11 protein-coding genes and 1 pseudogene are annotated in these 25430 nt (G+C 72.4%); 4 read left to right on the forward strand and 8 right to left on the reverse strand.

Annotated features, from left to right (window positions below):
• The first annotated feature begins 706 nt into the window (after positions 1 to 706).
• Entirely contained in the window at positions 707 to 991 is a 285-nt protein-coding gene (locus tag ACZ45Q_RS25870) for a hypothetical protein (protein ID WP_468265531.1), read from the forward strand.
• A 334-nt stretch (positions 992 to 1325) separates the two neighbouring features.
• Here the strand turns inward: ACZ45Q_RS25870 and ACZ45Q_RS25875 are convergent, their stop codons facing one another.
• Both ACZ45Q_RS25875 and ACZ45Q_RS25880 read right to left on the reverse strand, forming a co-directional pair.
• Entirely contained in the window at positions 1326 to 2768 is a 1443-nt protein-coding gene (locus tag ACZ45Q_RS25875; protein WP_468265533.1) for a hypothetical protein, read from the reverse strand.
• 413 nt (positions 2769 to 3181) lie between these two features.
• Positions 3182 to 3709, reverse strand: coding sequence for an HIT family protein (locus ACZ45Q_RS25880; protein WP_468265535.1), 528 nt, complete (start codon positions 3707 to 3709; stop codon positions 3182 to 3184).
• Between the two features lie 574 nt (positions 3710 to 4283).
• On the opposite strand from ACZ45Q_RS25880, the pseudogene ACZ45Q_RS25885 reads away from it, so the two are divergent.
• Positions 4284 to 4739: pseudogene (locus ACZ45Q_RS25885) on the forward strand (methyltransferase domain-containing protein); the annotation flags it as partial.
• Positions 4740 to 5045: 306 nt separating this feature from the next.
• The gene (locus tag ACZ45Q_RS25890) at positions 5046 to 5612 is read left to right on the forward strand and encodes a 2'-5' RNA ligase family protein (protein ID WP_468265537.1); all 567 of its coding nucleotides are present in this window, start codon (positions 5046 to 5048) and stop codon (positions 5610 to 5612) included.
• 681 nt (positions 5613 to 6293) lie between these two features.
• On the opposite strand, the gene alr is transcribed toward ACZ45Q_RS25890, so the two are convergent.
• The 6 genes from alr to ACZ45Q_RS25920 all read right to left on the reverse strand — a co-directional run bounded on the left by alr (position 6294) and on the right by ACZ45Q_RS25920 (position 12672).
• The gene (alr, locus tag ACZ45Q_RS25895) at positions 6294 to 7463 is read right to left on the reverse strand and encodes an alanine racemase (RefSeq protein WP_468265539.1); all 1170 of its coding nucleotides are present in this window, start codon (positions 7461 to 7463) and stop codon (positions 6294 to 6296) included.
• Positions 7464 to 7524: 61 nt separating this feature from the next.
• On the reverse strand, positions 7525 to 8760 hold the full coding sequence (locus tag ACZ45Q_RS25900; protein WP_468265541.1) for an MFS transporter: 1236 nt from the start codon (positions 8758 to 8760) through the stop codon (positions 7525 to 7527).
• 35 nt (positions 8761 to 8795) lie between these two features.
• Positions 8796 to 9569: a thioesterase II family protein gene (locus ACZ45Q_RS25905; protein WP_468265543.1), complete on the reverse strand. Its 774-nt coding sequence runs from the start codon at positions 9567 to 9569 to the stop codon at positions 8796 to 8798.
• Positions 9570 to 9579: 10 nt separating this feature from the next.
• Complete coding sequence (locus ACZ45Q_RS25910; RefSeq protein ID WP_468265545.1) at positions 9580 to 11310, reverse strand: non-ribosomal peptide synthetase; 1731 nt, start codon at positions 11308 to 11310, stop codon at positions 9580 to 9582.
• 1 nt (position 11311) lies between these two features.
• Positions 11312 to 12349, reverse strand: a complete 1038-nt coding sequence (locus tag ACZ45Q_RS25915; RefSeq protein WP_468265547.1) for a TauD/TfdA family dioxygenase — start codon at positions 12347 to 12349, stop codon at positions 11312 to 11314.
• A gap of 104 nt (positions 12350 to 12453) precedes the next feature.
• Positions 12454 to 12672, reverse strand: coding sequence for an MbtH family protein (locus ACZ45Q_RS25920; RefSeq protein WP_468265791.1), 219 nt, complete (start codon positions 12670 to 12672; stop codon positions 12454 to 12456).
• 466 nt (positions 12673 to 13138) lie between these two features.
• Between ACZ45Q_RS25920 and ACZ45Q_RS25925 the strand changes: the two genes are divergently transcribed.
• Positions 13139 to 25402 (forward strand): amino acid adenylation domain-containing protein, encoded by a 12264-nt coding sequence (locus tag ACZ45Q_RS25925; protein WP_468265549.1) that lies wholly within the window; start codon positions 13139 to 13141, stop codon positions 25400 to 25402.
• The last annotated feature ends 28 nt before the right edge of the window (positions 25403 to 25430 follow it).

Here is a 25430-nt window from a genome sequence, read left to right on the forward strand (position 1 = left end):
GAGCGCAGACCGGGCCGCTGCGCGGCCCGGTGCATCGCCTTGCTGTGCAAGGCGGGTGACGCTCCGTCCGCTGCGCTCCCGGAGCGTGCGGGGCGTTGCCCCGCGGGTGGCCTCCGCTGCGCTCCGGCCACGGGTGACGCTGCGCGTCACCTGGTGAACCGCGCTGCGCGCGGTTCACTGCGGGCCTGCGGCCCGGGCGGCAGCAGGGTTGAGCGGTGTGGGGCGGCTCGGTGAGTGACAGTGTGTCAGGGATTGGTTCCTCGGGGCTCGAGGTGTACCGCGATCCCGCTGCCTCTGGGGGTGTGCATCAAAATGATGCCCGGATCGAAACTGGATCTGGTGTGCCCCACCGATCCGGCCGATCCCGCTGGAGGCCGACGGGATCGTCACCAAGATGACAGTGGACCACGTCAGATGTCATCAGTCCGCGGCAGCTGAACACCGCCGCCGAGCAGATCGGCCTGCTCCTGGACCGTCGAGGAGGCCGTGCGGGCCCGTGAGGAGGCCGGCGCCGAGGTGCAGAAGTCGTACGTAATGGAGCTCCGCGAGATCAAGAAGCAGTGCCGGGCAGATCGTCGAGCTGCTGGACTCGGCCACCGTGGCGGTGACGTCGCTGTGAGCCTCGACTGCTGCACGGAGCCCGTCCCCGGGCCGGTGGTCGACACGCGGTGCTGCGTCACGCGTGGACGGCGCTCGGCCCGCTGGCATGCGGCGGCTGGCCGATCCCGTACGCCTGGCGCCCGGTCGGCGTGCGCAGACGTTCGCGGGGCTGGACGAGGTGCTCGCCGGGCTGTACCTGGCGGTCGACGCCGACGGCCGGCTGCGCTGGCTGGGCAAAGGCCACCGCGGCGGCGGCATCGGTGCCCGGCTGAGGGATCACCTCAAGCACCCGGAGCGGGCCCGCGTCTCCATGGGGGTGTTCGTCGTGGCGGCCGACTCGATCACCTGCCGCAGGCCATCAAGGCCGCTGAGGGCCGGGCCGCCGACCTGATCGGGCTGCGTGGCCGCATGGGCCCGCGTACGTGGCCCATGGTCACCCAGGCGCAGTGGCTCGCCTTGGTCGTCTCCCGGCCCGCGTCGCGGATCGTCGGTCCCCGGCCTGCCGGGGGCGATACCGGTGGCCGGTCGGCAACACCGGCCTGACGGACTTGCCCCGGTCCGTGAACGAGTGCCTTCCTGGCCTCCCGCCGGGGAGGCGCTCCGCCGGTGGGCGTAGGAGCCAGACCGTAGCAGGGCTGCGCCGGGGAACGGTGACGTCGGTGCGGCGCGAGGCCGTCGCCGAAGAGGTCTGGCGTGGCGGCCCGTCGTGCTCAAGCGTCTGCTGGCTACCGGCGCAGGTGCGAGAGCAGGCCGGGCCGCCTGGGCGCCTTCGGATCGGCATCCGGCACGGCGGTCTCGGGAGGCTGCGCGCCGCCGATGTCACCGGTGTCTCCGAAGACGGCGTGTCGCACGGCATCCCAGTCTTCGCGGCGCCACCAGTCGAACAGGCGGGCGCTGCCGATCACCGGCACGGGCAGGGCGTCGGCGAACGCGCGGTCGGTGTAGACCTCGGTGTCCCGCTGCGTGGGGTGGAGCTTGATCTGGTGGTTGACCACCAGGACGCCGCCGTCAACACGCTCGGTCCCGGTCAGACCGGGCCAGGTGTTCAGGTGCTTGAGCAGTTTGTCGGGCAGGCTCTGCGGTGGCCGGTTGTTCGCCGACTTGACCTCGACCAGGACTCGGCGGCCGCCATACTCGGCCAGCAGGTCCGCCGACTTGGTGCCGTACACGTCGTCGAGACGGGTCACCGTGGCGCCAGCCGCCACGAGGACGTCGTGCACCGCGTCCTCCAGCGGGTGGCCGGTGCCGAACAGCAGACCGTCGCGCAGCGGATCGGCCACGGCCCGCAGCGCGGCAAGCTGCTGCTGCAGCTCGGTCTGCCGCCGCTCGTGGGCGCGCTGCTCCTCGGCGATTGTCTCGACCAGCCGGGCTTCGGCATCGGTGGCGAACGCCGGGTCGCGCACCAGGGGCGAGCGGACGCGGGTCAGCGCGCCGGGCACGTACGCGGGTAGCGCGTGCTGGACCAGCCACTCCACTAGCAGTCGCTGGTCGGTGCCGTGAGGAACCACGAACCACCGGGCCCCGCCGCCTGCCGGCACCCACACCCCCGCCACCGGGGCGCCGAGGCCGTCGACCAGGATCGGGCGAAGCTCCCCCTCCCCCGGCGGCGGCCACACCCTGGCAGCTCCGGGGCGCGAGGACCTGGATTCCCTGAGGTAGGTCAGTCGGAACCAGGTGTCCGGGGGACGGTTGAGCAGCCGGGTACCAAGGTCGTGTTCGGCGTGGTCCAGGCCGTCGGCGAGTTCGGGACTCACGCCGGCGGGGAGCGGGTTGGCGGAGATCGAACCGTAGTAGTGGGGCAGGTGGATGCCGGGAGCGACGGTGCCGGAGAAGACGTTGTGGCTGCGTGTGCCCGCGCCGGTGCAGGCGACGACGAGGGCGGTCTCACCTCGCTTGCGGGCTCCCTCGGCGTAGCGCTTGTAGGGCTCAAGGCCGGTGGCGGGTCCGAGGAAGGGGGACAGAATGGCCGCGCAGTCGCCTGTCTCCTGATCCTTCCACCGCGGCTCCACCCCAAGCGCCGTCCAGTCCACCACTCCCGGCCGCACCGCAGGGTCGGGCCGTCGTCCCGACCCTGCGGACGTGCCGATCACGTCGGGGGCCGGGGGCGCCGGCGGTTCGCCAGCGATGTGCAGCGGGATCGGGGCGGCGTTCGGGCCGGACGTGCTCATGGTGGACACGGTAACCGCGCCCCCGGCGTGGTCCCTCGTCAATTCTCCGGGAGGCGACGTGCCATGAGCCTGCCCGCTGGCTCATGGCAGCCCTGGGGCCCGCGTGGATGCCTGCCCTGCCGCCCCCGTCACCCCGGTGCCCAGCGGCGAGCAGCAGGGAGCGCACCGGGCAAGGGGCCGCCGGCGCCCGGCTCCCGTACGACGGACAACCGGCACGCACAGCCGTAACGCCCCCCGCCGGGCGAGCAGCTGCCCGGCACCGTCGTACGCCGGCTCAGCCACGGGGACGTGGAAGGGGCCGCCCGTGACGGTGAACGGCCCCTTCTTGAGCGCCGGGCGCGCATCACCGTGCCGGGCGGCGGGTTCCCGGTTGGCATCGGTTTGCGGTGAGTAGCGGTTCAGGGGACTGACCGTCACCGATCACCGGGCCCGCCGACCTGACGGTCGGTGGGCCCGGAACAGTGAGGTCCCGAGCGCAGTTGGTCCAGTTCGCTGCCGATCGCTTCCCGCAGCGCGTCGTGCTGCGGACCGAGCCTGAACTGCTCGTCGCTCCACCGTTCGCGCGGATAGAGCCACACTGGCTTGCCCACCATGTCGGCCGGCTCCCACTCGAACCGCGGCCAGACATGAGCGTGCAAGAACGGGTCCGTGTTCCCCAGGATCTCCAGGTTGACCCGGCGGAAAGCCGGGTCCAGCAGCTGGCAGGCGCGCTCGACCGCTTCACCGAGCTGGTCCATGTCGGACAGGAACGACAGCCGCTTCGCCCTCGGCAGGTCCGACAACCGCTGCACATCCGGTTCGTCCACGAGCAGAACCGAGTAGCCCGGCAGGAACTGAACATCCCCGATCACCGCGAACCCCGACGTCAACCGTCGCAGCACGGTCGGGTTCTCGCCCCTCAGCGCAGCCCCGATCCGGTCCGTCCGCCAGTCACCAGTCATGGCCAAAACCTACATTCCGGTGATCAAGCACCGCTCTCCGATCCTCATGATCCCCGGTACAAGGGCGTCGGGCCTGGGCCCGGGGGCGGGGTGTCGGTTTCGGTGCCCCTGCCCTGCGCGGCTCGAAGGGTTCCGTGAGCCGGTTCCTGGACCGTCGGACAGCGGCGCCGCCTGCCGCGCTCCCGGTCCTGACCCGTCGTCGGCCGTGGTCCCGGCCCTGCTCGGGCTTCCCACGTAGATGTCGCCTTACGTGACATTTCTGTCAGCCCAGCACGACATTTCTCGGCGTTGTGTCCCCCTTGAGGGGACACAACGCGCCCCTTCAGCCAGGTCCATAAGATCTCGTGTCAGCGACGAGCCCGGGTGCTCGTCGTCTCGACCACTGGCATGTCGCCGGCGGAGTCCTCGTTGAGCGGTAGTGGTCGCAGGCTGGTGGCTGCTTGGCTTACTTGCGGGAGTAGGCGGAGGGCGTAGTGCGGTTACCGGCGACGATGCCGACGACAACCGCACGGTCTGTTGTGGCCCCCCAAGGCCGGTGGGTGGTGGTCCAGGCGACTTCATCGACGCGCAAGTTGGCCAGCTCCTGGGCGGCACCGTCTCTTTCATGTCCGCGCGCACGCACGCGGCGCCGGCGTTCGGCAACCCCGCCCACTGGGCCGCGGGCCTACCGGAGACCGGCCTGGCCGCCCGGCACTCCCCGGAGCGCATCACGGCCGGGACCGAAGAAGCGTTCCATCTGCGGTTCCTCGCCCAGTGCGCCGCCCCCGACGCGCAGCTGACGACCGTCGGCGAGGTCGTGCACCTGGTCGACGTGACGACCGGCTCCGCCGCCACCCTCACCCCCGTCGATAGCCGGTGGGAGGTCCGCGAGGGCGGCCCCGTACGGCTGTGGGAGCGGTTCGAGCGCGTGCTGTCCGCGTACGACGAGGCGGACAGGCCCGGGCCGCAGACGTTCACCCTGCACGTCTACGACAGCGGGCAGCACCTGCGGCATCCGCAGATGCCCGGCCTGCCGCTGCCCAGACCCTGAGGGCCCCCAGGACGTCAGGCGCCGGGGCAGGGGGTGTGACGGCTCCCCGCCCGGGCGCCTGGCTGCGTTCACCGGGTTCACTCGTACTCGTCGTCCGCGTCCCATCCGGCGTCGCGGTCGCCGTCGAGCAGGTCACCGCACACCTTGCGACGCGCTCGGTGGGCTTCACGGCTTAGAGTCCAACCACCAGCAGCGGGAGTGAGCGGGGGATATGGAGAGCTTCTTTGCCAGGGTCGAGCGGGTGTGGCCGCGGGGGCGCCGGGATCTTCACTGGCATGTGCTGCCCGCTCCCGCCACGAAGCGGCGGTGCTCGGCAGGCCGTATGCCGGCCTGACCGACACTCCTGGCCTGCACCGGGTCGTGCCCGAGTGGACGCACTGCACGCTGGTGCACGCGATCGGCGCCGACATCGACTCCGACCCGGCCGTCCATGGGGGCATCGGCCGCCTGGTCGAGGACGTCGCACGCCGCGTCCAGGACGTCGAGCCGTTCACCCTGACCTTCGGCCGTCCGGACATAGGGCAGGTCGCGGTCGAGGCGGCCGGCTGGCCCGGCCGGCCGCACCAGGCGCTCGTCGAGCACGTCATGGCAGCCCACCGGCAGGTGTGGGGCGACGCGCACCGGCTGTCGCCCAGCCGGTATCCGCACATCTCCCTCGCCTACGCCGGGCACGGCGCTGAGCACGTCGACCGGCCGGGGCTGAAGGCACGGCTCTCCGACATCGAGGGCCCGCAGACGGTCGACGTGTACGTCGATCGGCTGCACTTGGTTACCCAGCACCACGACGGCGCCCCCATCACCTGGAAGCCCCTCGCCCAAGTGCCCCTCGAGGGCGTCGATGACGAGGCCGTCCTCGACGGCCTAGGGGTGTAGGGCTGCGCGCTGCCGGCTCGGCACAGCGGAGGGGCGGCCTGGGGACCTCCCGCCCGATCAGCCTGACGCGGGCACCGCGCCCTGGCCGAACGCCGGCACGTCAGCAGGCGTGACGTCCTGGCGGAGCCGGGAGAACCGGACGGGGTGGCGCCAGGCACCGCGGTTCTGTGGGGTGTCGACGGCGATCTCGGCCACCAGGTGCGGTTCGACCAGGACGACATCCAGCGGTGTGCGGGACCCCCACGACGTGGTGAAGCGGACGCCTTCCCAGGGGTGGCCGGCCCCGGCCGGGGCGAGGTCGGCGGGCGGCGTCGGGATGCAGGGGGTGTGCTGCGAGCGACGGCGCGCAGGACGCGGTCGGTGTTATAGCGGCCCAGCATCAGGGTCTGGGGGCGGGTGAGGGGGCCGGTGACAGCACCGATGATGGCTTCGGTGGTGTCACGTCGGCGGACCTTGAACATTGCGCGAGCGCCTGGCAGGTAGCGCTGGGCACGGCCGCGGGTCACCAGACCCTCGATGCCCGGCACCCGTGTCCAGGACGTCAGCCACTCCTGCGCCTGCGCGACGTCGTCGGTCTCGGGGCACAGCGTCCACAGCGCGGCCAGCCCGTACTCGGTGAACAGCGACAGCCGCGTCGATTTGGGGATACGCGGCCGGCCCGGTCGATACTCGTAGGCGGGTTCAGCCCGTCCAGGGCCGGGCACCGACCACCGGCACGGTCTGCCGGTTGACGTGCGGGCGATCGAAGTAGGTGGCGACCTCGCACGGGGTGGTGCTCATGGCGAGCGCCCATTCGTGGATAGTGGGGTCGCCGTCCGACTCGCTGCCGATGAGGACCACCTCCTCCCCCTCCTCCACTTTCTCGTCGCCGCAGTTGACGATCATCTGGTCCATGCAGATGCGTCCGACGACGGGGTAGCGCCGGCCGCGGATGGAGACCGCGAGGCGTCCGCTGAGGGAACGCGGGATTCCGTCGGCGTAACCGACCGGGATCAGGGCCAGGTTGAGCGCGCTCGGCGCGACCCAGTCGTGTTCGTAGGAGACGCCCTGACCGGCTTCGACCCGCTTGGTCAGCGCGACGTGACTGGTGACCCGCATGGCAGGCCGGAGGTCGAAACTGTGGCGCTCGGTATACGGCAGCAGGCCGTAGAGAGCCGATCCGGTCCGGATCATGTCGAGGTGGAGGTCGGGCCTGGTGAGCGCCGACAGTGATCCGGCGAGGTGGCGTCGGACGTCGAGGCCGGTGTCGACGGCCTGCCGCCAGGCATCGTCGAGCAGTCTCGCCTGTTCGTCCAGCGTGTGGTGGCCCGGGACTTCGCCGTGGGAGAGGTGCGACCACACCGAGACCACCTCGATCAGGCCCTGGCTCTGGGCGGCCTTGGCGGCGTCCAGCAGGGCCACCGAGTGCTGGAGCGCCGCCCCGCCGCGGGCGAGCCCGGTGTCGACCTCCAGGTGGACCCTGGCCGGGCGTCCGGTGCTTCGTCCAGCGTCGACCGCGAAGGCCAGGGTGCGGGCGGACTGCACCGAGACGTCCACGCCGGCCGCCGAGGCCATGCGCATGCTCTCCGCCGAGTTGTGCGACCAGGCGAGGATCGGGGCGTCAAGGCCAGCCCGGCGCAGTTCGAGTGCTTCGGCCGTGGTGCACACGCCGAGCCAGGTCGCCCCGGCGTCGAGCGTAGCGCAGGCGACGTCGATCGCGCCGTGCCCGTAGGCGTCGGCCTTGACGACGGCCATCACGGCGGTGGCGGGTCGGCTGACGGCCTGTCGGACGACGCGCGTGTTGTGCGCGACGGCTGGCAGGTCCACCAGCACGTTGAGGTAGCGACGCGGAACGATCGACCGAGCCTCCATAGTCAAATCCATTCGTAGCGGTCGGCGTACTGCTGTTCTCTCTTCGCCGCGTCGCTGGTGCTCAGGCGGCCTCGGCCGAGACGTGCCTCGGTCGGGCCGCTTCGCGCAGCAACAGGGTGGTGGCCACGCTGCCCACTCCGGTCAGCGCGATCGCGACGCCGACCGGCACGAACTCGGCGAACACGCCGAACACCAGGGGGCCGACGCCCTGGATGCTCATGGTGGCGGTATTCAGCAACGCGAAGCCCTGACCCTGGAGTTCAGCGGGAACGGCTTCCAGGAAGCGCCGCTGCAGGCCGAGCAGGTAGGCGGAGCCGGTGCCGGTGACGACGTAGGCGGCGGCGACCGCCGGATAGGGCAGGTCCAGGGCGAGCGTGAGCGAGGGGGCGCCCATCACCAGCAGCAGCGGCAGGACCAGACGTTCCCGGGTGGCGGGCCCGAACGCCCGGCCGATGACGATGTCGCCGATCAGCATGCCCACCGAGGTGGCGGCCAGCAGGACGCCGGTCTGCTGGGGGCTGAACCCCCGATGCGCGCTGTACGGGATGAGCAGACTGCCCGCCGCGGCCAGGTAGGCGGCGGGCAGGCACTGCACCATGATCAGCTTGAGCACGCCGGGGTTGGCGACCAGCGCCGCGTTGCCCCGGAGGGTCCGGCGCACGATCGACCCGCTGCCCGTCGCCGGCGCGCTCGCGCGGGGCGCCCGGGCGGGCGACAGGAACAGCCGGCTGATCGCCGCGGCGACCAGGTGCGCCCCGGCGGTGACCAGCATCGTGCGCTCCACGCCCAGCCAGACCACCAGTGTCCCGCCGGCGGCCATGCCCACCATCTGGGCGGAGACCGCGATGAGGTAGGACAGCGAGCGCCCGAGGACGTAGGTGTCGCCGGTGAGGGCTTCCGCGAGGACCCTGGCCGTGGCACCGGTGGTGACCGGGGTCAGGCAGGCCACGCCGGCGACCAGGACCAGGCTGGCGGCGACCGGGAGGTGCCCGAACGCGAGTAGCAGCCCGACCGCACACTGGAGGGCGTAGCCGGCGCTGATGAGGGTGCGCGGGGTGAACCGGTCCGCCATCGCGGCGAGGAACAGACCGCCGGCGGCCTGCGGCAGGAAGTTGATGGTCATCGTCACCGCGGTGAGCAGCGGCGAGCCGGTCCGGTCGTACACCAGCACCGCGAGTGCCACGGCCCGCAGGGTGTCGGACATGACGCCGAGCAGTCGGGCGGCGAAGACGGCACGAAACTGGGCGACCGCGAAGACCTGGCTGTAGGTGGCCTTCACGGTGAACTGATCGGTCATGGGCTGGGTACTCTCGGAGCCTTCGTAGGTCGTTTCTACAGGTTGATCGCGCTGATCCGGGTGGGCAGGGTCCGCCACACCTCGGGGGTGTAGAAGTGGCCGCCGGGCAGCTGGTCGTGCCGGTAGGGGCCGAGGGCCAGCTCCTTCCACTGGGCGGGCGCGTCGGCCTCGATCACCACGTCGTCGGCGCCGGCGAGGAACTGCACCGGCATGGTGACGCCCAGGGCGCCGTTGTGGTGGAAGGTGTCGCGCACGGCGATGTCGGCTCGCATGATCTCCACCGCCATCTCCAGCAGGTCCGGGTCGCCGAGCACGTGTTCGGCGACCAGCCCGTGGGTGCGCATCCAGGCCATCAGGTCCTCGTCGGTGTCCTGGCGGGCCGGGAACATGTCGCGCGGGGTGAGGCCGCGGGCCGGGGCGTTGCACGAGGACACCACCAGGGCGTCGGGGGCGGAGCTGCCCCGGGCCTCCAGCCGGGTGGCGACGTCGAAGGCCACCCAACCGCCCATGCTGTGGCCGAACAGGACGTAGGGGCGGTCGCCGACGGCGGAGACGACGGCGCGGGTGGCGTCCTCGGCGAGCTCGTCCCAGGTGGTGGCGAAGTCCTCCATGAAGCGGCCGTCGCGGCCGGGGTAGCAGACCAGCGCAAGGTCCACGTCCGGTGCGACGGCCTCGGCCCACGGGTGGTAGGGCGCGGTGCCACCGCCGCAGAAGCCCAGGCAGACCAGGGTGGTGGTGGCGGTGTCGTCGAGCTGTTTCGGGCGGATCACGGCGGTGTTCTGCCGGGCCGCGCCCAGGCGGTTGGTCATGTGGTCTCCTCTAGCGCGGGGGCGTCGCGTCCGCGCCGACGTGGGCGGCGCGGACGAACTCCGCGAAGTCCCGTAGCAGCGGCCGCCGGTAGACGTCGCGGATGGACAGGGCCGTGCCGAGCTCCTTCTTGACCCGGGCCACGACGCGGATCGCCATCAGTGAGTGGGCGCCGAGGGCGAAGAAGTCGTCGTCGGCGAAGACCCGGTCCCGGCCGAGGACGTCCGCCCACACGTCGGCGACCAGTTCCTCGTACTTGCCTTCCGGCTGCCGTCCGTCGGTCCGGTCGGCGTCGGGGTCGGGGAGCCCGGCGAGGTCGATCTTGCCGTTGACGGTCAGCGGGAACGCAGCGATCGGGACGAGGCGTGCGGGGACCAGTTGGGCCGGCAGCTGTGCGGCCAGGTGCGCGCGCAGCCCGTCGAGGTCGACGTCGCCGACGCAGTACGCGACCAGGTCGTCGGCCCTGGCGACCACGACGGCGGCGCAGCCTTCGCGGTAGGCGGCGACGGCGGCCTCGATCTCGCCGGGTTCGACCCGGAAGCCGCGCACCTTGACCTGGCGGTCGGCCCGGCCGACGAACTCCAGTACGCCGTCGGCCCGCCACCGGACCTCGTCGCCGGTGCGGTACATCCGGCCTCCGCCGCCGGCGAACGGGTCGGCGACGAAGCGTTCGGCGGTCAGGCCAGGGCGGTTGACGTAGCCGCGGGCGACGGCGGGGCCGGCGAGGTAGAGCTCGCCGGTGACGCCCACCGGGACCTTCGCCAGACGGTCGTCCAGCACGTGGGCCTTGACGTCGGGCAGAGGCAGGCCTATGTGCGGCTCGTCGCCCTCGATCGGGGCGGTGGTGGAGTCGACGGTGCACTCGGTCGGCCCGTACAGGTTGTACGCCTCGACCCGGCCCTGCCGCCCGGCCTCGGCCAGTCGCCGCCACAGCGCGGGGGAGACCGGCTCGCCGCCGAGGAACAGGCGCAGCGACGGGCTGGTGATCCCGGGCTCCACGGCCTCCCAGTGGGACGGGGTGGCGTCGATGTCGGTGATCCCGTACTCGGCCAGTGCGGAGCCGAAGCGGGCGGGGTCGCGCCGCTCCTCCTCGTCGAGGACGACGATGGTGTCGCCGCGGCAGATCCGTGCCCATTGCTGGACGGAGGCGTCGAAGGACGCGCTGGCGTTCCAGCCGACCACGCGGTGCTCGTCGGGGTAGGCGCCGACGGCTTCGAGCCGGTGCAGCAGGGAGGCCACGCCGCCCCGGGTCGCGACGACGCCCTTGGGCACGCCGGCGGAGCCAGAGGTGTAGATGACGTAGGCGGCGTCGGCGGGGGTCACAGGCACCGGCGCGGTGGCGGGGCCGGCGACGGCGGGGACGATCACCTCGACGTCGGCGAGCCGGGTCGGGCGGTCGTCGGCCGCGACGACCAGCCGCGGGCCGCAGTCGCGGGTCATGAAGGCGATCCGCTCGTCGGGGTAGCGCGGGTCGAGCGGCACGTATGCTGCGCCCGTGCTCCAGGCGGCGAGCATTGCGGTGACGAGGTCGACGCCGCGCTCCAGGCAGACGCCGACGTGGTCGCCGCGGCGTACGCCGCGCTCGCGCAGGGCGCCGGCGAGGGCGGCGACGCGGTCGGCGAGCTGGGCGAAGGTGAGGCCGACGTCGCGGGAGCGGACGGCGGGGCGGTCCGGCGTGGCGGCGGCGGCCCGCAGGAACCGGGCCAGCGGGTCGTGGCTGGCGTCGTGCTGACGGTCGGTCATCTCAGACGAACCTCGCCTCGGCGTCGACGGTGGGCAGGCAGTCCCGGACGTTGACCGGGTCGCCCATGGCGACGACGATGCGGCGCTCGCCCCGGAACGGCTCCCGGCCGTGGGCGGTGAGGATGTTGTCGACCACCATCACGTCGCCGGGCTGCCAGGAGCGCCTAGCGGTGGCGGCGGCGTAGGCGGCGTTGAGGGTGGCGAGGTCGTCCTTGGTGAGCGGCTCGCCGTCGCCGAAGGACGTCTCGAATGGGAGGCCGTCGGGGCCGAACTCGTCGACCAGGGATTCGCGGATCTCCTCGTCTAGGGACCACGAGTTCCAGAACGCCATGTGGTTGAACCAGACTTCGTCACCGGTGTGCGGGTGCGTGATGATGCCGGCCCGGATCTGGCTGGTACTCAGGTCGTCGCCGCTCCAGCGGGCGGCGATCAGGTTCTCGGCGCAGTAGGCCTCCACCTGTTCGGCGCGGTCGGCGGCGAAGGCGGTGCGCCAGTCCAGCGAGATCAGGTCGGAGTAGTTGCGCCGCAGCGCCCAGCCGGTGGCACGCATCCGGCGCACCAGGTGGTCGGGCAGCTCACGCAGGATCGCCCGACAGTCGGCGACTGGGGTGGCGCCGCCCTCCGCCGGGGCGGTGATGCAGCAGAAGACCAGCGTTCCCGGGAAGTCCAGGGTGTAGCTGTTCTCGTTGTGCATGCGGATGGGCTGGGCCGGCGGCAGGTCGGTGGAGGAGAACACGTCGTCGCCGTAGCTGTGCCGCGGTGTGGCCTTCTCCCGGTACGGGGTGCGCTGCGGGACGAGGAGGTCGCGGACGGCGCCGAAGTCCTGCACGTCGCGCACCGGCAGGCCGCGCAGGTACAGCGCCCCGTGGGTGCGGGTGGCGGCGCGGAGGTCGTCATCGACCGAGCGCAGCCAGTCCAGCGCGTCTGCGAGTGCGGGCAGCTCAGGGGTGACCACCAGCGGCGGGGCCCCGGCTTCGAGTTGGATTTCGAGCCTGCTGCCGAACTGGCTCGCGACTCCTTGATCGGTGACATTCGCCATCTGACGCCGAACCTCTTCCGGAATTGTGAAAGTCGCATAACGAGAGCATGAAATCGCCGGTGGACGCGCTGTGCACGGGGATCACCGATCCAAACGGCCGCAAATCACCGACCGCCGCCGCGCAGTGCTTCGATCAGCGATTTCGGACGCAGATCGGTCCAATTCTGCTCGATATATTCGAGGCACTCCTCCCGCACTTCCGGCCCGTGGACTGGGCTCCAGCCAGCGGGAACGTCGGCGAATGCAGGCCACAGCGAATGCTGTCCCTCGACATTGGTCAGCACAAGGTATTGACCTTCTGAATTATCAAAAGGATTCGTCAAAATAACCACCCCCATAGCGGCATATTGCTTTTAGATCACCACCCTAACCACGACTTCGAGCGCCTGACAACCGCCTCCGAGAGGCAGCGGCGCCGCCGCGTCGAAATCGGCCGGATCCGTTCGATCGGGCGCGAAATCTGGTGTTGATTATCTTGAATCTAGCACCTACGTTGAAATCGTCATGGCGGCCGGAATCTGCCTGTGGCGTGCCCATCGGCACCCGGGGCCAGACCTGACAGCCGCCGAACCCACGCCCCGGTGACACCGGTCGCGTGTGCCCGGAGTCGGCGCGTCGTGTCCTGTGCCGCTACTTCGGGGGAAGGACGGAAAGAGGCGTATGCCCAGGTTGCCGAAGCTTCCGCACGCACCGCAGGACATTAGGGGGGCCGACGGATCGAATCCGCCCTCCGGGGAGGGAAGCACCACTCGCGCACTGGCCCCTGAACTGCTCGTAGCCACCCGCTCGTTGGCGGCCGACAACGACACCGACCTGTTCTCCGTGCTGACGGCCGCCTACGCAGCGGTGCTGGCCCGGTACGACGGCCCCGAGCTGATCGAGCTCGGCGGCGCGCCCGGCGAGTTGCTGGCGATCACGCCCGGGCGCGAGGACACCTTCGCCGACCTCCTCCGCACCGTCCGCCTGACCGGACGCCGGCAGGTCGACGAGGAGCGCTACCTGTCCGCCGACGCGGTGTTCCGGCCAACGGCCGACGAGCCGTCGAAGCACCAACTGGTGGTCGAGGTGCGGGAGTCCGCCGAACAGATCCACCTGGACGTGGCCTTCGACGCCGACGCGTTCGACCACGCAACCATCGAACGGCTGCTCGGGCACCTGACAACCCTGCTGGCCGCCTGCGTCGCCGACCCGGGCCTGCGCCCGCGCACCGAGGCCCCGCTGCTCACGGCCGCGGAGCAGCAGCGGATGCTGGTCGACTGGAACGACACCCCGACCAGGTTCGACCACGACCGCACCCTGCACGCGTGCGTCGCCGAACGGGTCGCGGCCGACCCCGACGGGGTGCTGCTGATCCACCGCGGCACGGCCTGGAGCGCCGGCCGAGTCGACAGGGCCGCCAACCGGCTCGCCCACCGGCTGCGGGCGCTCGGCGTCGGCCGGGGCGGCCGGGTCGCGCTGTGCCTGGATCGGGGACCGGATCTGATGGTGGCGATCCTGGGAATCCTCAAGGCGGGCGCCGCGTACGTCCCGATGGACGCCGACTACCCCGTCGAACGCCTGGCGTACATGATGGGCGCCGCCGACTGCCACGCCCTGGTCACCGAGGCGCCGCTGGTGCCGCGGCTGCCGCGCACCGACGTCCCGGTGGTGCTGATGGACCGGGACGCCGCGGAGCTGGAGCAGCTGCCGGACCACGCCCCCGAGGACGTCGCCGGCCCGGACGACCTCTGCTACATCATCTTCACCTCCGGCTCCACCGGCCGGCCTAAGGGCATCGCCATCCGGCACCGGGGCGTCGTCAACAACCTGCCCGACATCAGCGCCACCGCCGGGGTCGGCCCCGCGGACCGGGTGATCGCGCTGTCCTCGCCGAGCTTCGACATGTCGGTCTACGAACTGCTGGGCCTCGCCGTGGCCGGCGGCTCGGTGGTCTTCCCCGACCCGGGCCGCAGCAAGGACCCGGCACACTGGCACGACCTGGTGCGGGAGCATGGTGTCACCGTGTGGAACTCCGCGCCCGCTCTGCTAGAGCTCTACCTCGAGCACGTGCGCGCGCTCGACGGCCGGACCGGCATCCGCACCGTGATCCTGGGCGGCGACTGGAGCCTGCCGGACCTCCCCGAGCGCCTGGAGGCCCTCTCCCCCGGCATCCAGGTGCACGTCTTCGGCGGGTTCGCCGAGGTATCCATCTCCTCCACCTGGTTCCTGGCGGGCAAGCCGCTGCCGGGCTGGTCGAGCATCCCGTTCGGACGGCCGATGGCCGGCCAGCGGCTGTACGTGCTGGACACGGAGAAACAGCCGGTCCCGGTCGGCGTGGTGGGCGAGATCCACATGGCGGGCCTCGGCGTCGCCGAGGGGTACTACGGCAACCCGGAACTGACGGCGACGAAGTTCTTCCAGTGGTCGCACGGCCCGGTGCGCTCGGAGCGCCTGTACGCCACCGGCGACCTGGCCAGGTTCCACCCCGACGGGCTGGTGGAGCTGGTTGGACGGATCGACCACCAGGTCAAGATCCGCGGCGTGCGGGTCGAGCTCGGCGAGATCGAATCCGTGCTGCGCGAGGACCCGTCGGTGGCCCGAGCGGTGGCCCTCGCCCGCAAGGACGCCGCGGGCGACCAGCGGCTGGTGGGCTACGTGGTCGCGCGGGCCGGCGCCGAGATCGATCCGGCGGCGCTGCGGCGGCGGATCCGCACCTGGCTGCCCGAGCAGATGGTGCCGTCCGCGATCGTTGTCCTGGACGAGCTGCCGATCAGCCCGAACGGGAAGGTCGACCGCAAGGCGCTGCCGGCACCCACGTACACGGCCGCGGGCGGCCGGGAGCCGAGGGACGCCGCCGAGCGGGAGCTGTGCGCGCTCTTCGCCGAGCTGCTCGGCGTGGAGCGGGTGAGCATCGACGACAGCTTCTTCGACCTCGGCGGCAACTCGCTGCACGGCATCCGGCTGGTGCGGCGGCTGCGGGCCCGGTACGACGCGGACCTGTCGATCAGGACCCTGTTCGACGCGCCCACCGTCGCGCAGCTGGCCGCCCGGGTCGGCGGGCAGGCCGGCCGGCGGCGCGCGCCGCTGACACCGCTGGAGCGCCCCGACTCGCTGCCGCTGTCCCCGGCGCAGCAGCGGCTGTGGTTCGTCGAGCAGCTCAACGGGCCGTCGGCGCTCTACAACATCCCGTTCAGCTTCCGGATCACGGGCCCGGTCGACACCGGGGCGCTGATCGAAGCACTGCGCGACGTGGTGGAGCGGCACGAGACCCTTCGCACCGTGTTCGTGGCCGACAGCGGGGTACCGGAGCAGCGGATCGTGGCCACTCCGGTCGCCGAGAACCTGGTCCGGCAGATGCGCCTGCCGACCGCTGAGTTGGACGCGGCCGTCCGGTACGCGGCCCGGCAGGAGTTCGACCTGGCCACCCAGATCCCGTTCCGGGCCTGGCTGTTCGAGGCCGGGCCGGAGCTGCGCCAGCTGCTGGTGGTGGTCCATCACATCGCGGGCGACGGCTGGTCGATGCGGCCGCTCGCCGACGACCTGACGGCCGCCTACGCCGCCAGGTGCGCGGGCCGGGCGCCCGGGTGGGCGGCGCTGCCGGTCCAGTACGCCGACTACACGCTGTGGCAGCGCGACCGGCTCGGCGCGGTCGACGCGCCGGATACCCCGCTGCACCGCCAAGTGCGGTACTGGAAGGAGCAGTTGGCCGACCTGCCGGTGCGGGTCGGCTTCCCCGCCGACCGTCCGCGTCCGGCGGTCGCCTCGCAGAACAGCGCGACGCTGCCGCTGACCGTCCCCGCCGAGCTACACGAGCGGCTGACGGAGCTGGGCCGCCGCACCGGCACCACCTTGTTCATGGTGCTGCACGCGAGCCTGGCGGCGCTGCTCACCCGCGCCGGCGCGGGCGCCGACCTGGCGGTGGGCACGATGGCGGCCGGCCGCACCGAGGACGAGCTCGACGACTTGGTCGGCTTCTTCGTCAACACCCTGATCATCCGCACCAGCACCGCGGACGATCCGCGCTTCGCCGACCTGCTGGGGCGGGTGCGGGAGACCTGCATCGGCGCCGACGAGCATCAGGACCTGCCGTTCGACCGGCTGGTGGAGGCGCTCAACCCGGTGCGCTCGACCGCCCACCACCCGCTGTACCAGGTCAGTCTGACGCTCCAGAACACGCCGGACGCGCGAATCGAGGTGGCGGGCGCGGAGGTCTCCGCGGAGATCCTGTCCACCGGGAAGCTGCTGACTGACGTGCACTTCGACGTCACGGAGTCGTGGACCGACGACGGCCGGCCGGGCGGGATCCGCCTGGTGGCGCATTACGCCCTGGACCTGTTCGAGGCGGAGTCCGTCCGCTCCCTGCTGGAGGGCTGGGTAGCGGTCCTGACGCAGGCCGCCGACGACCCGGCGACCCGGGTCAGCGAGTTCCCCGCGCCCGGCGGGCGGCAGTCGGCGGCACTGCCGGCGCGCACCGGCGCGGGTGCCGGCGCTCTCGTGCCGGAGCCGCAGGACGCCCTCGCGGCCGACGGCCGGGCCCCGCGCGACGGCCAAGAGGCGCTGCTGTGCCGGCTGTTCGGCGAGGTGCTGGGCGTCGACCGGGTGTCGATCGATGACAACTTCTTCGCGCTGGGCGGCCATTCACTGCTCGCCACCCGGCTGCTGAGCCGGGTCCGCGCCGCCACCGGCTCCGGGCTGCGGGTGCGCCAACTGTTCGAGGCGCCGACCGTCGCCGAGCTCGCCCAGAGGCTGCGCGACAGCGCCCCGCCGCGCGAGCCGTTGACCCCGCAGGTCCGCCCGGAGCGCATCCCGCTGTCGTACGCGCAGCGCCGCCTGTGGTTCCAGGACCGCCTGCAGGGCCCGTCGTCGACGTACAACATGCCGCTCGCGCTGCGTCTGGACGGGCTGCTCGACAGCGCCGCGCTGGAGGGCGCGCTCGGCGACCTGGTCCGGCGGCACGAGTCGCTGCGGACCGTCTACCCGGACGTCGAGGGCACTCCGGAGCAGCGCATCGTCCCGGCCGCGGAGGCGTTCGTTGAGCTCGACCGCCGCCGGGTGGACGCCGCGGACCTGGAGGGCGAGCTGCTGGCGGTCTCCTCCACCCACACCTTCGACCTGGCGCGCGATCTCCCGTTGCACGCCTGGCTGTTCGAGGTGGCGCCGCAGCGGCACGTGCTGCTGGTGATCGTCCACCACATCGCCGGCGACGGCTGGTCGCTGGTGCCGCTGGCCAAGGACCTGATGGCGGCGTACGCAGCGCGGCGCTCGGGCGGCGAGCCGAGCTGGGCACCGCTGCCCGTGCAGTACGCGGACTACACGCTGTGGCAGTTGGAGACGCTGGGAGCCGGCGACCCGGCGAGTGTGATGTCCCGGCAGGTCAACTACTGGACGGAGCACCTCGCGGGGCTACCGGAAGTGGTGTCGTACCCAACCGACCGGCCGCGGCCCGCGGTGGCCTCGTACCGGGGCTCGATGGAGACCTTCGAGCTGCCCTCGGAGCTGCACCGGGAGCTGGTGGCGCTGGCGCAGGACTCGGGCGCGACGCTGTTCATGGTGGTGCAGGCCGCGATGGCGGCGCTGCTGACCAGGATGGGCGCGGGCACGGACACCGCGGTCGGCGCGCCGATCGCGGGCCGGCTCGACAACAGCCTGGACGACCTGGTCGGGTTCTTCGTCAACACCCTGGTGATCAGGACCGACACCAGCGGCGACCCGACCTTCGCGGAGCTGCTGCGGCGGGTACGGGAGACCTGCCTGGTGGCGTACGAGCACCAGGACGTGCCGTTCGACCACCTGGTGGAGCGGGTCAACCCGCGCCGCTCGGCCGCCCACCACCCGCTGTTCCAGATCATCGTGGCGGTGCAGAACAACAAGGCCCCCGACTTCGCCCTGGCAGACCTGGACGTCGCCTACGATGCGCCGCCGACCGGCCGCACCCAGTTCGACCTGCACGTCGACCTGTTCGAGCGGTTCGACGAGGACGGCCGGCCGGCCGGTGTGACCTGCAACATCGACTACGCGACCGACCTGTACGACGCGGCAAGCGTGGTCCGGATCTTCGAGCGCTGGCAGCGGATGCTGGCCGGGGCGGCGGCCGCGCCGGAGACCCGGCTCAGCCGCCTGCCGCTGCTCACCGCCGCCGAGCGCGCCGAGCTGCTGGTCGGGCGCAACGACACCGCCCACCCGGTGCTCGACGCCCCGCTGACCGAGCTGTTCGCCGCGCAGGTCCGCCAGTCCCCGGACGCGGTCGCGCTGGTCTCCCGGGACGGGGAGTGGACGTACCGGCAGCTGGACGAGCGGGCCAACCAGGTGGCGAACTGGCTGCTCGCCCGGGGCATCCGGTCGGAGGACCCGGTCGCCGTCGCCCTGCCCCGCTCGCCGGAGCTGCTCGCCGTCCTGCTCGGCGTCCTCAAGGCGGGGGCCGCGTACCTCCCGGTCGACCTCGGCTATCCGGACGCCCGCATCGACTACATGATGGCCGACGCACGCCCGGTGTGCGTCGTCACCGGCGCCGACGCGGTCGAGCGGCTCGCCGCGCTGGCGCCCGACGCGCAGGTCGCCGACCTGGGCTCCGTGCTGGAGGGCCCCGCCGACGGCGCCGCGCTGCCCGTCGTGCAGCCGGACCAGCTGGCCTACCTGATGTACACCTCCGGTTCCACCGGCCGTCCCAAGGGCATCGCGACGACCCACCGCAACGTCGCCGAGCTGGTTCAGGACCCGGCGTGGGGCAGCGGGCACAGCCGGGTGCTGGCGCACTCCCCGCACGTGTTCGACGCCTCCACGTACGAGCTGTGGGTGCCGCTGTGCTCGGGCAGCACGGTGGTGCTCGCACCGCCCGGCGCAGCCGACCCGGCCGTGCTGACGGGGTGCATCGAGGAGTACGGCGTGACGGCGGCGTGGATGACGGCGGCGCTGTTCACGGTGGTCGCCGCAGAGTACCCGCAGCGGCTGCGCAGCCTGACCGAGATCTGGTCGGGCGGCGACGTGGTACCTGCGTCGGCGGTGGCCCTGGTCCGGGCGGCGGCGCCGGATGTCCGGATCGTCGACGGCTACGGGCCGACCGAGACCACCACGTTCGTCCTACACTTCCCGATCGACGCGGACACCGACCTCGGCGCCGACGTCCCGGTTGGCCGGCCGCTGGCCAACACCCGGGCATACGTCCTGGACGGGGCGCTGGAGCCAGTGGCCGACGGCGTCGCGGGCGAGCTGTACGTCGCGGGCGCGGGCCAGGCCCGCGGCTACCTGAGCCGGGCCGCGCTGACCGCCGAGCGCTTCGTCGCGGACCCGTTCGGGCCGCCCGGATCGCGGATGTACCGGACCGGGGACGTGGTCCGCTGGTCCGCGCGGGGGCAGCTGGAGTTCGTCGGCCGCGCCGACAACCAGGTGAAGCTGCGCGGCCACCGGATCGAGCCAGGCGAGGTCGAGGCGGTGCTGCGGGAGGACCCGGCGGTGCTGGCCACTACCGTGGTGGTGCGCGAGGACGTCCCCGGCGACCGCCGCCTGGTCGGCTATGTGGTGCTGATGCCGGACGCGGACGCCGACCCGGGCGCCTTCGTGGCCGACTGGGAGGCGACGTACGAGACCCTGTACGGGGACGAGAACGCCGTCGGGTTCGGCGCAGACTTCTCCGGCTGGAACAGCTCCTACACCGGCGGACCGATCCCGCTCGACGAAATGCGCGAATGGCAGGCCGCCACGGTCGGCCGGATCCTCGCGCTGGAGCCGGGCAACGTGCTGGAGATCGGCGTCGGCACCGGCCTGCTGCTCAGCGAGCTGCTGCCGCACGTGGAGTCCTACTGGGCCACCGACTTCTCCGCCTCGGTGATCGACCGGCTGACCCGTCAGCTGCGCGACACCGAGTGGGCCGGGCGCACCCACCTGTCCACCCGCGCCGCGGACGACTTCGAGGGCCTGCCCGCCGGGCACTTCGACACCGTCGTGATCAACTCCGTGATCCAGTACTTCCCGGCCGGCGACTACCTGGCGCGGGTGCTGGAGGGCGCGCTGGCACTGCTGCGGCCCGGCGGGCGGATCTTCGTCGGCGACGTGCGCAACCGGATGTCGCTGCGCGCCTTCCACGTCGCGCTCCAGGACGGACGCTTCGGTCCAGACGCCGAGGCGGCGCGGGTGCTGGAGGCGGCCGACGCGGCGTTACGGCTGGAGCGGGAACTCGTCGTCGATCCCGGGTTCTTCACGGCGCTGAGCGGGCGCACGGACGTCGGCGCGGTCGACGTCCGGCTGAAGCGGGGCCTGGGCCGCAACGAGATGTCCCTGCACCGCTACGACGTGACGCTACACAAGGCGCCCGTGCCCTCGCACCCAGTGGCACGGCTGCCCGAGGTGGCGTGGCCGGGTGGCGGCCTGGCGACCGTCGAGGAGATCGTCGCGGCGCACGCCGGCGGCGTCCGGATCCGCGGCCTGCTCAACGAGCGGACCGCGGCGGAGTGGCACGCCCTGAGGGCGCTGGAGGACGCTGCGCCCGGCGCCCGGCTCGCGGACCTCCCGGCGGCCGACACCAGGCACGCGCTCGACCCCGAGTCGCTGTACGCCTGGGGCGACGCCAACGGCCGGGCGGTGGTCACCACCTATTGCGGGAACCGCGCCGACCTGTTCGACGCGGTGGTGCTGCCGACCGAACTGGGCACCGCCCCGCTCGACGGGCTGTGGCAGGCGGAGTCTGGCCCGGGTGCGCTGGTCAACACGCCGACCCGGACGATGGCGGCGGGCCGGCTGATCAAGGTGCTGCGCGCCGGGCTCGCCGAGCGGCTGCCGGAGTACATGGTGCCCTCGGTGCTGATGCTGATCGACACCATCCCGATGACCACCAACGGCAAGGTCGACCGCCAGGCGCTGCCCGCGCCCACGTACACCGGCGACGGTTCGGGGCGCAGCCCGCGCGACGACCGCGAGGCGCTGCTGTGCGACCTGTTCACGGAGGTGCTGGGCGTCGATCGGGTCACCATCGACGACAGCTTCTTCGACCTGGGCGGCCACTCGCTGCTCGCCACCCGGCTGGTCAGCCGGGTCCGCACCGCGCTGGGCGTGGAGCTCCCCGTCCGGGCGCTGTTCGAGGCGCCGAGCGTCGCCGAGCTGGCCCAGCGCCTGACCGGCGGGATACGGGCCAGGCCGGCGCTGGAGCGGGCGGTACGGCCGGCGGCGCTGCCGCTATCGCACGCGCAGCAGCGGATCTGGTTCGAGCACAGCCTGGAAGGCCCGTCGCCGACATACAACATGCCGTTCGCGTTCCGGCTGACCGGCGACCTGGACACGGCGGCGCTACGCGTGGCGGTGGACGACCTGGTGGCCCGGCACGAGCCGCTGCGCACGGTCTTCCCGGTGCTGGACGGCGTTCCCGAGCAGCATGTGCGGCCGGCCGCCGAGGTCGCGGCGCCTTTCACCGAGGAGACGGTGCCGGCCGCGCAGTCCGCGGCCCGGCTCGCCGCGGCGGCCCGGCACGCCTTCGACCTTGCGGCCGAGATCCCGATCCGGACGTGGCTCTTCCGGACCGGTCCGGACGAGCACGTGCTGCTGATCCTGATCCACCACATCGCTGCCGACGGCTGGTCGATGGGCCCGCTGGCCCGCGACCTGGTGACGGCCTATACGGCCCGGCGCTGCGGCGGCGCGCCGGCCTGGGACGCGCTGCCGGTCGAGTACGCCGATTACTCACTGTGGCAGCGGCAGTTGCTGGGCGATCCTTCCGACCCGCACAGCGAGTACACCCGGCAGCTGGAGTACTGGGCGGAGCAGCTCGCGGAGCTCCCGGACGGGGTGGGCTTCCCCACCGACCGGCCGCGGCACGCGGCGACCTCGCAGCTGGGCGCGACCACCTGGCTGGAGGTGCCCGCCCGGGTGCACCGGGGGCTGGCGGAGCTGGCCCGCAGCCAGGGCGCGACGACGTTCATGGTGCTGCAGGCGGCCATGGCGGCGCTGCTCACCCGGTACGGCGCGGGCACCGACATCGCGATCGGTACCGGCATCGCGGGCCGCACGGACGAGGCACTGGAGGAGCTGGTCGGGTTCTTCGTCAACACCCTGGTGATGCGGACCGATACCTCGGGCGACCCGCGGTTCGTCGACCTGGTCGCGCAGGCGCGGGAGACCAGCATCGCCGCGTACGAGCACCAGGACCTGCCGTTCCACCAGGTGGTGGCGCGACTGAACCCGGAGCGCTCGGCGTCGGGGCACCCGCTGTTCCAGGTGGCGTTCTTCCTGCAGAACAGCCCGGTGGAGCGGTTCACGCTGCCCGGGATGAAGCTGGAGGTGCAGGAGGCGCCCACCGGGAACTCGGTGTTCGACCTGTTCTTCAGCGTCTCCGAGCGGCCGGACCGGGACGGCCTGGACGTGATGGTCCAGTACCGCACCGAGCTGTTCGACGCGGCGACCGTGGAGCGGATCACCTCCCGCTGGGTGGCCGTGCTCGACTTCGTCCTGGCGCACCCCGAGGCCGCCCTGTCGAAGATCGACATCGTCTCGCCGAACGAGCGGGCCGAGTTGCTCGGCAAGCGCAACGCCACGGAGGCGGTGTACCCGGAGCAGACCGTCGCCTCGATGATCGAGGAGTGCGCCCGGACGACGCCCGACGCGCCGGCGGTCGAGGACGAGTCCACCGTCCTGACGTACCATCAACTCAATGCCCGAGCCAACAGGTTGGCCCGCCTGCTGGCCGAGCGCGGGATCCGGCCGGAGGACCGGGTCGGCGTCCACCTGGCCCGCACGCCGGATCTGATCGTGGCGCTGACGGCGCTGCTGAAGCTCGGCGCCACGTACCTGCCGCTCGACCCGGCCTACCCGGACGACCGGCTGGCGTACCTGCTCGACGACGCCCGGCCCCGGCTCTGTCTGACCGCCAGGCGGCCCGCGCGGGTGCTCGACGGCGTGCAGAGCATCACGCTGAACGACGACGGGACGGCGGCTGCGCTGGCCGCACAGTCGGACCAGGACCTGGACGTGGCGCCGTGCCACCCCGAGCAGAGCGCGTACATCATCTACACCTCGGGCTCCACCGGCCGTCCCAAGGGCGTCCTGGTGCCGCATCGTGCCCTGTACAAGCTCGCGCAGGAGTACCGCGCCCTGATGCCGCGCGAGCGGCGGGTCGCCCAGTTCGCCGCCGCCGGTTTCGATGTCTCCCTCCAGGAGATGTGCACGGCACTGGCGTCAGGCAAGACCCTGGTGCTCTGCCCCGACGAAGTGCGGCGCGACCCGCAGGCGCTGGCCGCATGGATCGGCCGTCGATCCGTCACCGAGCTGCACCTGCCGAACATCGCGCTGCAGGCGCTGGTCGACGCCCTGCCCGGGACCGAGGACGACCTGGCCCCGCTGACGCACATCGTCCAGGCCGGCGAGGCGATGACCCACTCGGCGTCGCTGCGCCGCGCGCTGGCCCGCAATCGCGCCCTGACCGTGCACAACGAGTACGGGCCGACCGAGACCGGCATCGTCGTCATCGCGTGGCGCGGGCGGGAGCTGCCGTCGTCGCCCTCCGAGGTACCGATCGGCCGGCCGATGGCGAACGTGCGCGTGTACGTGCTGGACCAGTGGCTGGGCCCGGTGGTCGACGGCGTGATCGGCGAGCTGTACGTGGCGGGCGACACGGTGGCCAACGGCTACCTGGGGCAGCGCGCGCTGAGCGCGTCCCGGTTCGTCGCCGATCCGTACGGGCCGCCCGGGTCGCGGATGTACCGCACCGGCGACCTGGTGCGCTGGAACGCCGCCGCCGAGCTGGAGTTCCTGGGCCGGGTGGACGACCAGGTGAAGATTCGCGGGTTCCGGATCGAGCCTGGCGAGGTCGAGGTGGCGCTGCGCGAGGAGCCGGGGGTGGCCGCAGCCGCGGTGACCGTCCGCGAGGACGAGCCGGGCAACCGGTGGCTGGTCGGCTACGTCGTCCCGCCGCCGGGCGGGGCGATCGACACGGTCGCGCTGCGGCGGTCGCTGGAGCGGCGGCTGCCGGCGCACCTGGTGCCGTCGGCGCTGGTGGAGATCCCGGCGATCCCCGTCACCCGGAACGGGAAGGTCGACCGGCGCGCGCTGCCGGCCCCGGGCCGCTCAGCCGGTCGCGGCGGCCGCGCGCCCCGCGACGAGCGCGAGCGGGCACTGTGCGCGGTGTTCGCCGAGGTGTTGGGGATCGAGGAGGTGACCGTCGACGACAGCTTCTTCGAACTCGGCGGCCACTCGCTGCTGGCGACCCGCCTGACCGGCCGGATCCGGTCGGCGCTCGGCATCGACGTGCCCGTGCGGGTGCTGTTCGAGACGCCCACCGTGGCGGGCATTACCGCCCGCCTCGACGGCGCCACCGGCCGCGACGCTTACGCCCCGGTGCTGTCCCTGCGCGGGGAGGGAGATGCCGCACCTCTGTTCTGCGTCCACCCGCTGGGCGGCCTCGGCTGGCCGTACGCCGGTCTGCTGCCGCACCTCGACCGGGCGGCCCCGGTGTTCGCGCTCCAGGCGGAGGGGGTCGCCACCACCCCGGCCAGGTACACCACCCTGGAGCACATGGCCGAGGTCTACGCGGAGCGGATCGTCCGCGCCCACAGTGGCCCGGTCCACCTTCTCGGCTGGTCCTTCGGCGGAAAACTGGCCCACGCCACGGCCGTTCGGCTGGAGTCGCTCGGCGTGGAGGTGTCGTCGCTGACCATCATCGACGCGAGCCCGAACCCGGCCGGGCACCGCGAGGAGAGCGTGTACCTCGACATCCTCGGCATGCTCGGCCTCGACCGCGACGAGATCGACGACTCGATGCTGGAGTTCGAGGGCTTCATCGCCGCCCTGCGCTCCCACGCCGCGCCGCTGGCCGAACTGACCCGTGAGCAGGTGGGCAACCTCGCCGAAATCATGGCGGGCCACCTGGCACTGGCCGACCGGCACAGCGTCGGCGTCTTCCACGGCCGCACCACCCTGGTCGCGTCCAGCCTCACGCTGGCGGCCGGCACGGTCGGCGCGGAGGACTGGGCGCCGTACCTCGCCCGGCAACCCCGCTACAAGGCGGTCGACTTCGAGCACCTGCACCTGATGACGCCCGAAGCCCTCGAGGTCATCGGTCCGCTGGTGAACGCCACGCTCACCGACCAGGCCTGACCCCAGGCCTTCGGAACGCCGCCGGCCG

This window comes from Streptomyces sp. NPDC031049 (assembly GCF_055571015.1).